The organism is Xenorhabdus sp. BG5, from assembly GCF_015163665.1.
In the GTDB taxonomy this organism is placed as follows: Bacteria; Pseudomonadota; Gammaproteobacteria; order Enterobacterales; family Enterobacteriaceae; genus Xenorhabdus.
In genome coordinates, this window is the sequence record NZ_JADEUG010000026.1 from 1 (window position 1) to 12358 (window position 12358).

A 12358-nucleotide genomic window follows, 5' to 3' on the forward strand; every position below is an offset into this window, starting at 1 on the left:
ATATGTATTCTAAAAAAGTATATTAATTATTTTTACACAGACAGTAACTAACGCTATTTTATTCTGGAGTTTTATTTCTAAGTGGGCCTTAGAAAGAATTTAAAACTCTTACCTCCGTTATTATCAAAATTTCGGGTTTTTAGGGTATTTGTCTTGTTTTTACAGGAGATTTATATGGCCTCAAAGAAAAAGTATACCTATACGGGGTTATCTGATTCCAATTCCGTTCAGGAAGTTAATTCATTTCTTAAAGCCTATGTTCCAAATTACGATACTTCTATTCGGGTTGCTCATGATCCATTAGGAGACAATGCGCCTGATAAGCTTCTGCGAGGCCACTATAAGTGGTCCAATAAGTATGTTGATTCTTCTGGCACCTTGGAATTATCGTACCATTTCATGGAATCGACACCGGCTATCATGCCGTTGTTTAAAATTTCTGGTTTCAGTGCTTTTAATGAAGAACAAAAAGAAACAGCGAAATTTTCTTTACAAGCCTGGTCTGACGTTGCCAATATTAAATTTACCGAAGTCAGTAGTGCTAGAAAAGCGAATATTACTTTTGGTTTCTTTGATCATAGTGACGACGATGATTATGCGTTTGCCACTCTGCCGCAAGGACAAAAAACCGCTTTTACATGGTATGACGCGACAAGCCATACTTTTACAGACAATGATATTGATGTGAATGGATATGCTCGCCAGACTTTCACCCATGAAATTGGCCATGCACTAGGATTGGAGCACCCTGCCGATTACGATGCTTCTGATAAAGTGCGTCCAGGTTATATCACTAAAGCCGAATATTTCGAAGATTCTCGTGCCTATACAGTCATGAGCTATTTCAGTGAAAAATATACAGGCCAAGATTTTAAATATGAATATTCATCGGCGCCTCTGTTGAATGATATCTCTGCCATTCAGGAGCTGTATGGCGCAAATATGGAAACCCGTAAGGGAGACACCATATATGGTTTCAATTCCAATACTGACCGCGACTTCCTGACCGCAACGGATGCGGACAGCAAACTGGTGTTCAGTGTCTGGGATGCGGGTGGTGAAGATACCTTTGATTTCTCTGGTTTTACTCAAAATCAGCGTATCAACCTGAATGAAGGTGCTTTCTCTGATGTTGGTGGTTTGAAAGGTAACGTTTCTATCGCTCGTGGTGTTGTTATCGAGAACGCGATCGGCGGCAGCGGCGACGACATTCTGGTCGGTAACAGCGCAGACAACATCCTGAAAGGTGGCGCCGGTAATGACATCATTTATGGCGGTCTGGGCGGTGATCATCTGTGGGGCGGTGAAGGTAACGATACCTTTGTTTACCTGGATGGCAAAGAATCACTGAAAGACAATCCAGACTGGATCCACGATTTCGTCTCGGGTGAAGACAAGATCGATCTGTCTGAATTCAATTTCGGTGGTAATGGCGATATTAAATTTGTCGATTCGTTCTCAGGTAAGGCGGGCGAAGTGTTGTTCACTTATGATGAAATGAATGAGGTCACCGATCTGGAAATCAGCCTTGGTGGTGATCTGGCTGGCAATGATTTTCTGGTGAAAGTTGTCGGTCAACCGTTAACTGAAGCAGATTTCATCGTCTAATTGATGTCATCACATTAATAAAATATTGCCGTATTCCCCACGGGATACGGCAATATTGTGGACATGGTGGAAAGGTGGAAATGGTGAATTTCTTGTTTTGTGGCGGTCGGTTTTATCGATCAAAATTGCTCTTATCAATAATTTTTTCTCTCTTTTTTGCTGGAGGATGTATGGCGAGTAGTTTGAGGCTTCCAACTGCGGGTGAGTTAAAAGGGTTATGGCAACTCTCCGATGGAAATAAGCTGTGCAGTATTGAACTGACCGATACCCATTTACCCGAAAGTTCGCTTTGGGCTTTGAAAGGGAATGCGTGTGTCACTGAGTTGATTGGGCAGCCTGTTGCAGGATGGTATCCGTCCCCAGATGGCATCACATTGACCGATAATGATGGCAATAGTTTGGCTTTTTTCAGTCCTGAGTCAGAACAGTGGATTGCTTACTTTGTTGATGGCAGGGAACTGGTCATGACATTCCTTTAATTTTCAGCATATTGCCAGTGAACGATCATCCGCTCTCACGGCGTTGATCAAAACTATACGTATGGCCTTGCAGTCGTTGATCCTTGGCTTAGGTAGCTGGTTGGTGATTATTAATATTTTTGTTGAAAATGATTGTTATTATCATTAACCTTCATCAAGGTGAAGTGAAATCTCTTTAGCTTTCAATAAGGAAACCGTTATGCCCGTTTTCCCATTTCCATTTACACCCTCTGGGCCTATGTCACCGATAACAACTAAGCCTTGGTCACCTTTGCCATCTGGGCCTATGTCGCCAATACCATCTGGACACTCATATGGGTTTATTGGAGCCTACGACGTCATGCGTGGAAAGTTCCCAGGCACATATCATAACAAAACTGACGCCGACTTATTACCATACCATGGTGGTATAACAATAAAAATAGCGCCATCAGGGACAAAATATACGAATGAAGCAGGTAAAGTTAGCGAATCTCGTTTTGGACATGCATGGGTTGAATTTCAGGGAGAATCTATCGGATGGGGTTTAGGTGATGACAAAAGAGTCGGAGGAGTTGATAACCTAACATTTAGAGACTCTATGGCATACGATGCATCAAAAGTTTTCAGTGTCACATATCCATTATATTCAAAGAATGTTGTTGATAATATAGAGGGATACATTTCTGAATTGAAAAATGGTAATTTTGATAATCAATGGGCGAATCATTCAGATTTCAAAAAAAGTTATAATCTCCTTACCAATAATTGTATAGATTTTGTAAACTCTATTTTAGAAGTCACAGAGGCAGATAATGATGTACATTATTTAGATTACATTCAACCATTACACGGATTAACTCCAGATGGGGTGATACGTCTTCTAGATTTAGATCCAAATCAGGTGAAAGAGATTATTGAACAACACATTGATGAATTTGAAAACAAAGAAACACCACTTGTTATTGATCTCACTGGTGATGGTGTTGTCACTATAGCAGAAGACGGTAACCTATTTTTTGATCACGATAATAACGGAATTATTGAAAGCTCAGGATGGATAGAGTCAAACAGTGCATTTTTGGTGTGGGATAAAAATAAAGATGGAAAAATAAATAATGGAAATGAATTATTTGGGAATAACTCCATATTAAAAAATGGCACCAAAGCAGATAATGGATTCGCTGCATTAGCCGATCTGGATGATAATAATGATGGTGTTTTTGATCAAAATGATAGCCTATGGAACTCACTAGAGTTATGGGTTGACTCTAATCATGATGCGAGAACTGACAGCGGAGAGCTGCATAAATTAAATGAATCAGGAATTTCCTCTATCAATCTTGCATATAAGGAAAATGGATTCAAAGACATTAACGGTAACATCCATGAGTTGGAAAGCACCGTGAATTGGAATAATGGAAATGTAACTAAGATAGTTGATGTATATTTTGCAGTGAACAAAAGTAAAACAATTGAATCAGTTACCTCTCACATAGACATAGTAGGAGTAAATGATACTTTTAGCGAGGCTATATTATGATTGGTTTATTTTTTAAAAATAAAAAGAATTTAATTTATTCTATATTATTTTTATCTTTTATGGTGCAGAGTTCAAACATGAGCAAGCATAACATTCCATCGGCTATATTTAATTATCCAGATAATTTTTTATCAGCATTACCTATTCCAATCCCTAAAAATGAAAATGAATATTTTGAGTTAGTAAATAAAGCGGATGCTGGAGATCCCGAAGCAAATTGGATGCTTGCCGTAATACAAGACACTGTGGGTCATCATCAGGAGGCCAGTGAAAGATATCATTTATCTATTTCCAGAAATGATAAATATAAGTTAGAGTCTATGGTTAATTTGGGATTTATTCTTGAAAAAGAAAATAAACTCGCTGAAGCCCGCTCTCTTTTTGAACAGGCTGGAGAAAATGGCTATTTTGAAGGTTACAGCGCTATCGGGACTAATTATTTTAATGGAACAGGCGTAAAACAAAACTTTAATAAAGCGAAGGAATATTATAAGAAAGCAAGTCAAATTGGGTGTAATGAATGCACGTATTTTATTAACAATTGGAATGATGTCGTTAAATTAAAGAAATCAGGAAAATAAATTTCGACATTCAATAAATAGCATAATTTGATTTCATGAAAATCATCTAAAAATACGGTGGCCAAAGAAGGAGATGATAGCTGCCGTATGATGAATAAACAGCTGAGTTAAAAATTAATTATTGCTGTTTTTGTTGTTAATTATAGTTGATGTTTTTTTAAACAGGAAAAGAAGAATGGTGGGTAATCTCAAGCAGCAAGGGAGTGAAATCACGGGTGTTATCCGTGCACGCAGCAAGGTCTTCTGGACTATTGGATTATTTACGGCATTCATCAACTTGCTGATGCTGGTTCCTACGATTTATATGCTGCAAGTCTATGATCGCGTACTGCCATCCAGTAATGAAATAACCTTACTGATGCTGACATTGATCACGCTGGGAATGTTCGCCATGATGGGCGGGCTGGAATATATCCGCAGCCAGGTAGTGATCCGCATCGGCAGCCAGTTTGATATGTGCCTGAACCAACGGGTTTATACCGCCTCCTATGAATCCAACCTGAGAAACGGTTCCACCGATGCCGGGCAGATGCTGAATGACTTGGCGACCATCCGCCAGTTCCTGACCGGCAATGCCCTGTTTGCCTTTTTTGATGCGCCTTGGTTTCCTGTCTATCTTTGCGTCATCTTCCTGTTCAGCCCGTATTTAGGGTTGTTGGCATTATTTGGGGCGATCATATTGATCATGCTGGCGGTATTGAACCAGTGGTTATCTCAAGCGCCATTGGCAGAAGCCAGTCATCTGTCTTTGCGATCCGCCAACTTAGCCAGTACCAACCTGCGTAATGCCGAAGTGATCGAAGCACTTGGTATGTTGCCAGCATTGCGCCGTCGTTGGTTTAACTTGCATCAGCGTTTTCTCAATTTTCAGCGTATTGCCAGTGAACGTTCAGCCGCTATTACAGCGTTGACCAAAACGGTCCGTATGGCCTTGCAGTCGTTGATTCTTGGTTTGGGGGGATGGCTGGCGATTGAAGGGAATATCACACCCGGCATGATGATTGCTGGTTCCATTTTGATGGGAAGAGCATTGTCGCCGATTGAACAGTTAATACAGGCATGGAAGAGCTGGAGTGCAGCCCGTTTGTCCTGGCAACGGCTGGATAAGCTACTGAAATCTCAACCGGAACGCAAAAGTGGTATGTCATTACCGCAGCCTAAAGGTGTGTTACTGATGGAAAAAGTATCAGCAATGCCTCCGGGTAAAACACGGGCACTCCCGGCTTCGCAAAACGGATCATCACCCAATAACCAATATGTTTTGCAGGATATCAACTTTGCCTTGAATGCCGGTGAAGTGCTGGGTGTGATTGGCCCCAGTGCGTCAGGGAAATCGACATTAGCCCGCCTGCTGGTAGGGATATGGCCAGCGCAAGAAGGCGTTGTACGGCTTGATGATGCGGATATCTACCAATGGAATAAAGATGAGTTAGGGGCATCCATTGGTTATCTGCCGCAGGATATTGAATTGTTTGGCGGCACGATTGCGGAGAATATCGCGCGTTTTAATGACGTTGCACCGGAAAAAGTTATCGAAGCGGCGAAAAAAGCCGGTGTCCATGAATTAGTGCTCAATCTAGAGCAGGGTTATGACACGGTCATTGGCGCCGGTGGAATGGGGTTATCCGGTGGACAGAAACAACGAATAGGTTTGGCCCGTGCCTTGTATGGCAACCCATCGCTGGTGGTGCTGGATGAGCCTAACTCGAATCTGGATGATATTGGCGAAAAAGCCTTAAGCCATGCGATAGCACAATTACGGAAACAGGGGAAAACGGTGGTCGTTATCACTCACCGGCCTTCATTGCTCTCGCAAACAACCCAAATTTTGCTGTTGGTACAGGGGAAAATGAAAATGTTTGGCCCTTCCCAGCAAGTGATGGCGGCGCTGTCTCAATCTTCGTCACAGTTAAAAACGGTCGAACGTGCCTCGTAACATGATTCAGCCCTATTTCAATCCTTGGGATATTTCTATCTGGGAGTAAAGATGTCCTATCAGATTAACGCAAAGGATGCCCAAAATGAGGTGTCGGAATTATTGCCGCTGGATGCAAATCGTTACCTGCGAATAGGTTGGTTGATTATTGGGATCGGCATTGTGGGATTTTTCATCTGGGCGGCATTTGCACCACTCGATAAAGGGGTGGCTTCTTCTGGTACTGTCGTCGTTGATGGTAATCGCAAAACGATACAGTCTCCGCTTAATGGCATTATCAGCCAAATTCAGGTGAAAGAGGGGGAACAAATAAAGGCCGGGCAGGTTTTGGTTCAGCTCAGCCAGGTGCAGGTTAATGCACAAATTGATTCACTGAAACAGCAGTTTTATACCACACTGGCAACAGAAGCTCGACTTTTGGCCGAACAGCAAGGGCAGGATGTCATTGTTTTTCCGCCGATGTTATTGGATCAGCCATCGGAGCCACGCATTAACGAGACTCTGGCCTTGCAAAGACAGCTTTTTTTATCACGTCGTGAAATGTTGCGCAGTGATTTGGCGGGAATGCAGCAAGCCGAAGAGGGACTGAATTTTCAAATCAAGGGGTTACGGGAAGCCTTGGTGAGTAAACAGCAACAGCAAGTTTCGCTTAAGGAGCAGGTGACGAATTTGCGGCCCTTAATGGAAGAGGGCTATTTCCCCCGCAACCGTTATCTGGAATTACTGCGTAGCCAAAGTGAATTAAGTGGCAGTATCGCGGAAATGACAGGAAAAGTTGGCCAGCTTGAAAAACAGCGGCAGGAAACGCAGCAGCGAGTTATCCAGCGTCAGGCGGATTACCAACGTGAGGTGCGCAGCCAATTGGCCGATGTACAGGTTCTGGTGAATGAGCTGGGAAATAAGCTGGAAACGGCACAATTTGATCGGTCACAGACTTCTATTATTGCGCCAGTGGATGGTTCAGTGGTTGGGTTAACCGTGTTTACCCAAGGTGGCGTCGTAGCGGCGGGTGAGAAATTAATGGAGATCCTGCCAACTCAGCGGGCGCTGGAAGTTGAGGCGCGTTTGATGGTGAACCTGATTGATAAAGTTACCGTGGGGCAGGATGTTGATTTGATGTTTACTGCGTTTAACCAGAACCGGACACCGAAAGTCACAGGTAAGGTGATGGTGGTTTCGGCTGACCGTTTGGTGGATGAGCGAACAAGAGAGCCTTATTATCAGATGCGATTGAAAGTCAGTCCTGAAAGCATGGAGAAACTGGCAGGATTGAATATCAAACCGGGGATGCCGGTTGAGGTATTCGTCAAAACAGGTTCGCGTTCGTTGTTGAGTTATCTGTTCAAACCATTAATGGACAGGGCTTCTACCTCACTGATTGAGGAGTAATAGGGGATGTTGATGTATCACAGTTTTGCCAATAGACGGACTTCTTTATCTCCCCTATTTTTCAGGAAATTCTTGCCAGCGTCAGTATTGCTGATGTCGATATTGATATTTCCCCGTTTTGTCAGCGCGCTTTCCTTAACGGAGGCTTATGCGCTGGCATTGCAGCACGATCCAACGTTTCAGGCTGCGATCAAAGAGCAGGAAGCAGGACAGGAGGAGAAAAATCTTGGGCTTGCGGAACTGTTGCCCAAGCTATCTTTTAGTTACCAGAATGCCCCCAAAAATTGGCAGAGGATGGATTCGCAATCTTTAGACCAGCGGGGAAGAAGCATCAAAGAGAGCCGTGAGCGACAGTATGACAGCTATAGTGGTGCGATTATTTTGACCCAACCTGTGATCGATTTCGAGGTATGGGCGCGTTATCGAACTCGTCAGGCTTATACTTTGATGAGTGATAGTCGCTTTCGGGCGGATAGCCAGCAATTGGCAGTCAGGGTAGTGAACAGTTATGTGACTGTCGCTTATGCGCAGGATCGATTGGCACAGGTGGCGCAACAGCGGGTGGCTTATGAGGAGCAACTGGAACGCAACCAGAAATTGTTTGCTTCCGGTGAAGGCACTCGTACCGATGTAGCGGAAACCCAGGCGCGTTACAGTCAGGTCTTGGCTGATGAATTAGCGGTGCAAGATGAACTGGATGCTGCTATTCGTGGCTTGCAGTTATTAGTTGGCGTACCGTTGCCAGCAGATGTACCGGTTAAGCGTTTATCTGATTCCCCACGGTTTAAAACCATTAAATTGGATTTAGCACACTACGTTGATTGGGAACAACGGGCATTACGTCAGAATCCACAACTGGCTGCTGCCCGCCAGAAAGTGGATGTGGCGTACCATGATATTGAGCGTAACCGGGCGGGATATCTGCCGAAACTGGAACTCTATGCTTCCCATAGTGAAAATAAATCCAGTAGCGATAACAGTATCGACCAAAAATACCGGACGGATTCCATTGGCTTACGACTGTCCATGAATCTCTATAATGGCGGAGGCACGGCGGCAGCGGTGCGCCAATCAGCCGCAAATTATGGCAAGACTAAATTCGAAATGGATGCGCAGACGGGGGAAACCCTGAATGCACTGCGGCGTAACTATAACGCTTGTGTGAATGGTGAAAAACGAATACGCGCCTATGAAACGGCGGTGGAAGCGGCTGCATTACAAGTGAAAGCGACGCAAAAAAGTGTGGCGTTGGGGCAGCGGGTAAATGTCGATATATTGAATGCTGAGCAACAGCTTTATACCGCCCGTCGTGAACTCTCTCAGGCAAAATATGACTATATGAAAGCGTGGATTGGGTTATTAGATGAATCCGGCCAATTACAGGGTGAACATATTCAGTTAATTTCTGATTATTTTGGTTGAGATGATTACAGTGTGATACCCGTTTTCTTTATCCTCAAGATCTGCATAATAAAAACGGGTATCACGCGTTATACATCGTAGAAAGCGTTATATTTATCTATTGATAAGCCGCAGTTGCTGCAAATTCCCCTGTAGAGACAAATCCGTTCTTAGCGAAGCAATTTCACGGCTGATATAAGCCATTTCTTTATGAGACGCTAACTTCTTTCGCCATTTATCCGGTAGGGTATCCAGATTTTGGAATAGATTATCCAGCGAATCCGCTTGTTGCAGCAGTGTGGCGGCCGTTTTGGGGCCAATTCCCTGAATGCCGGGGATTTTACTGCTACTGATACCTGCAAGCCCCCAGTAATCAGGAAGTTGGCCAGGTTCAACGCCAAACTCTTGCTGGACAAAAGGCAGATCCAGCCAACGTTTTTGGAAATAATCACGAAGTTGGATATTGGGCGAAAGGAGCTGGCAATAGCCTTTATCCGTTGAAACGATAGTGACATGATGCCCGCTATTGGCGACTTTGGTTGCCAGTGTTGCGGCTAAATCATCCGCCTCATGCCCTTCTGCGTGCCAGCAAGTTACCCCTAGCGCATTGAATGCCTGCTTAATTAAGGGCAATTCTTGCTGCAAGTTGTCCGGCATGGCAGGGCGACCTGCTTTGTAATCAGGGAAAAGATGGTGACGCCAGCTGGGGTTGCGGCCATCTTCATCGAATACCGCAACAGCGTGGGTGGGTGATGCGTGGACGATTAACTGCTTTAACGCATGTTCACAGGCAGGAATGCAAGGGCTTCCCTGCACTGCATGGATGCGTCGAATCAGGTTTAAGGCGTCCACAATTAAAAGATGTATCATTTGAGAAAAAGTACCCGCGATTTATTTGATTATCTCATAACAGGGTTCATAAGCAGCGCCTCCGGGAAGTTTCATGCGATCTTGCTCGACAAAATCTTGCAGGAGGTTATCCATGCGATGCATGATATCCGCATCGCCGTGGATCTTGAATACCCCATGTTTTTCTATAGCGTGGATACCCACTTCTTTAACATTACCCGCCACAATACCAGAAAATGCGCGCCGTAGCGCTGAGGCAAGTTTTTCCGCTGGCTGGTTTGGGTATAAATTCAAGTCAGCCATGTTTTCATGGGTTGGTATGAATGGCGATTGTAGATCAGCGCTGATTTTCAGTGACCAGTTGAAGCTATAGGCATCTCCAGTTGCGCGGCGCTTTTCTTTGACTTTCGGCATGGCTTTTTTCATTATACGTGCGACTTCTGAAGGGGCATCCACAATAATGCGATAGTGATGGCGAGCCTGCTCCCCCAGGGTATTAACGATAAATTTATCCAGCACCTGAAAGTAATTGGCGCTCTCTTTGGGGCCAGTCAGAACCAGCGGCAGAACTTGATCTTTGTTTTCAGGATGCATCAGGATAGACAACAAATACAGCAATTCTTCTGCCGTTCCCACTCCACCGGGGAAGATAATGATGCCATGGGCAATACGGACAAAAGCTTCCAGACGTTTTTCAATATCAGGCATGATAATGAGTTCATTCACTAGCGGATTAGGTGGCTCTGCCGCAATTATTGAAGGTTCTGTGATGCCGATAAAACGACTTTTTTTGTAATTCTGCTGGGCATGTCCCACTGCGGCACCTTTCATCGGTGCTTCCATTGCACCAGGGCCACAACCCGTACAGATATTCAGTTCACGTAATCCAAGCTCATTGCCTACTTTGCGCCCATACAAGTACTCTTTCTCATTAATGGAATGGCCACCCCAACAAACAATCATATTAGGATCTTCTGAGATATGCAGAGCTTTGGCGTTGCGTAGGATGGAGAAAATGGTATTGGTAATATGCATACCATTTCCCATATCCAAATTATTTGCTTTCTGTGCATCGGTAATTTGCGCGTGGACAAATAAAATATCGCGCAGTACTGCAAAAAGATTGGCTTGCAGAGAACGGATGATTTTACCATCGACAAAAGCTTCTTCGGGGGGATTAATCAGTTTCAGCTTTACGCCTCGCTCTCTGCGCAGTACGTTGATATCAAAATTTTGATATTTTGAGAGTAATTCCTTACTGTTATCTGTTTGACTACCTGAATTAAGAACCGCCAATGAACAGTTACGGAAAAGGCGGTATAAATCACTGCTCGCGGTACGCTTAAGCATATCTACTTCAAGCTGAGAGAGTAAATCCATTGATCCTAATGGATTGACATGTGTAATCAAGAATGACTCCTTTTACCCCTTGGGGGATTCCTCAGTAATGATTTATACCCAATAGGGTATAACTGACTTTATCTACAGTTTAGCTAGCGGTCACTCATCCAGGTTATTTCGATTATTGACGGGCTAACCTTCCGATTGCTGGAATAAACGCTTCGTTACTGCGCCACGGATTGATATCCAACCCTCCCCGACGAGTATAGCGTGCATAAACAGTGAGTTTTTCAGGCGCACATAATGTCATTAAGTCGTTGAAAATGCGCTCGACACATTGCTCGTGAAATTCATTGTGATGCCGAAAAGAAACTAAGTAGCGCAATAGTTTTTCCTGATCGATTTTTGGGCCTTGATAGCGGATCATAACCGATCCCCAATCGGGTTGGTTGGTGATGAGGCAATTTGATTTTAGCAAATGGCTAACCAGCGTTTCCTCAACGACAGGGCCAGTTGCCGCGTTGTTAAGATAATCGCGACTGAATTGATAATCATCAATTTCAATATCCTGATTATCGATGCATTTCCCAGCAAAATCGGTAATTGGTTGTTGTCTGAAATCGTGCAGGGGATGCAGAACAACCTCAATGTTACCATTGGCGCAAACGGATAAATCTTGTTGCAACGTTTTCTGTACCGTTTCCCAATCTGCAAAGCGTGTTTGGTTAAAGCTGTTGAGATAAAGTTTAAAGCTTTTTGATTCGATAAGGTTTTCACTGGCCGCATCTAAGCTGACGTGACCGATGGCAACTTGAGGAACGCCGCGTGTGTTGAGCCAGGAGAGTTCGTACATCGTCCAGATATCTGCACCATGAAAAGGGAGATTATCAGGAAACAGCCTAAGTGGTTCCCGGTTCATACTGCGGGGAACCGCTTGTAATAAAGTCGGATCGTAGTTATCGCGGTAAGGGGTTGGTTTACCCAATGTGAGTTGGGAAAGTGCATGATTATCTTGATATAAAGACATTAGGATTCCTTAAGCCTGAAAAATCTTATGATCGGGATAGTCTTTACGACAAAAAGCGTCTTAGTGACTAAAATCATCTGTAGTGTATCAAGGAATCCAAATGGTTCGTATTTTTTCCCAGGGTTATCGAACCAGCATTATTGTTGATGTGATTAGCGTGATGGCTAGGCAAGCTGAATTTAAATAGTAGATATATTGCTATATCTACTATTTATTAGGGTTCTA

General features: G+C 43.8%; 10 protein-coding genes. 7 read left to right on the top strand and 3 right to left on the bottom strand.

Annotated elements, in window-relative coordinates:
* The first annotated feature begins 174 nt into the window (after window positions 1–174).
* The 7 genes from IQ209_RS13255 to IQ209_RS13285 all read left to right on the top strand — a co-directional run bounded on the left by IQ209_RS13255 (window position 175) and on the right by IQ209_RS13285 (window position 8937).
* Entirely contained in the window at window positions 175–1608 is a 1434-nt protein-coding gene (locus IQ209_RS13255) for a serralysin family metalloprotease (RefSeq protein WP_193851746.1), read from the top strand.
* A 170-nt stretch (window positions 1609–1778) separates the two neighbouring features.
* Complete coding sequence (locus IQ209_RS13260; RefSeq protein ID WP_193851747.1) at window positions 1779–2087, top strand: AprI/Inh family metalloprotease inhibitor; 309 nt, start codon at window positions 1779–1781, stop codon at window positions 2085–2087.
* Between the two features lie 199 nt (window positions 2088–2286).
* Entirely contained in the window at window positions 2287–3609 is a 1323-nt protein-coding gene (locus tag IQ209_RS13265) for a hypothetical protein (RefSeq protein WP_193851748.1), read from the top strand.
* Complete coding sequence (locus tag IQ209_RS13270) at window positions 3606–4190, top strand: tetratricopeptide repeat protein (protein ID WP_193851749.1); 585 nt, start codon at window positions 3606–3608, stop codon at window positions 4188–4190. Before IQ209_RS13265 ends, IQ209_RS13270 begins: the two co-directional genes overlap by 4 nt.
* A 175-nt stretch (window positions 4191–4365) precedes the next feature.
* Window positions 4366–6126, top strand: a complete 1761-nt coding sequence (locus IQ209_RS13275) for a type I secretion system permease/ATPase (RefSeq protein WP_193851750.1) — start codon at window positions 4366–4368, stop codon at window positions 6124–6126.
* Window positions 6127–6177: 51 nt separating this feature from the next.
* Window positions 6178–7515, top strand: coding sequence for an HlyD family type I secretion periplasmic adaptor subunit (locus IQ209_RS13280; protein WP_193851751.1), 1338 nt, complete (start codon window positions 6178–6180; stop codon window positions 7513–7515).
* A gap of 12 nt (window positions 7516–7527) precedes the next feature.
* Window positions 7528–8937, top strand: a complete 1410-nt coding sequence (locus tag IQ209_RS13285) for a TolC family outer membrane protein (protein ID WP_370588421.1) — start codon at window positions 7528–7530, stop codon at window positions 8935–8937.
* Between the two features lie 93 nt (window positions 8938–9030).
* Here the strand turns inward: IQ209_RS13285 and xni are convergent, their stop codons facing one another.
* From xni to queF, 3 genes are all read right to left on the bottom strand, one after another.
* Entirely contained in the window at window positions 9031–9786 is a 756-nt protein-coding gene (gene xni / locus IQ209_RS13290) for a flap endonuclease Xni (protein ID WP_193851753.1), read from the bottom strand.
* A gap of 21 nt (window positions 9787–9807) precedes the next feature.
* On the bottom strand, window positions 9808–11175 hold the full coding sequence (gene ppnN, locus IQ209_RS13295) for a nucleotide 5'-monophosphate nucleosidase PpnN (protein ID WP_193851754.1): 1368 nt from the start codon (window positions 11173–11175) through the stop codon (window positions 9808–9810).
* Window positions 11176–11287: 112 nt separating this feature from the next.
* On the bottom strand, window positions 11288–12133 hold the full coding sequence (gene queF / locus IQ209_RS13300; RefSeq protein WP_193851755.1) for an NADPH-dependent 7-cyano-7-deazaguanine reductase QueF: 846 nt from the start codon (window positions 12131–12133) through the stop codon (window positions 11288–11290).
* Between the last annotated feature and the right edge of the window lie 225 nt (window positions 12134–12358).

Excerpts from the sequence above, each read along its gene's own strand:
- IQ209_RS13255 (WP_193851746.1), top strand. The coding sequence starts at position 175 with ATGGCCTCAAAGAAAAAGTATACCTATACGGGGTTATCTGATTCCAAT.
- IQ209_RS13260 (WP_193851747.1), top strand. The coding sequence starts at position 1,779 with ATGGCGAGTAGTTTGAGGCTTCCAACTGCGGGTGAGTTAAAAGGGTTA.
- IQ209_RS13265 (WP_193851748.1), top strand. The coding sequence starts at position 2,287 with ATGCCCGTTTTCCCATTTCCATTTACACCCTCTGGGCCTATGTCACCG.
- IQ209_RS13270 (WP_193851749.1), top strand. The coding sequence starts at position 3,606 with ATGATTGGTTTATTTTTTAAAAATAAAAAGAATTTAATTTATTCTATA.
- IQ209_RS13275 (WP_193851750.1), top strand. The coding sequence starts at position 4,366 with ATGGTGGGTAATCTCAAGCAGCAAGGGAGTGAAATCACGGGTGTTATC.
- IQ209_RS13280 (WP_193851751.1), top strand. The coding sequence starts at position 6,178 with ATGTCCTATCAGATTAACGCAAAGGATGCCCAAAATGAGGTGTCGGAA.
- IQ209_RS13285 (WP_370588421.1), top strand. The coding sequence starts at position 7,528 with ATGTATCACAGTTTTGCCAATAGACGGACTTCTTTATCTCCCCTATTT.
- xni (WP_193851753.1), bottom strand. The coding sequence starts at position 9,786 with ATGATACATCTTTTAATTGTGGACGCCTTAAACCTGATTCGACGCATC.
- queF (WP_193851755.1), bottom strand. The coding sequence starts at position 12,133 with ATGTCTTTATATCAAGATAATCATGCACTTTCCCAACTCACATTGGGT.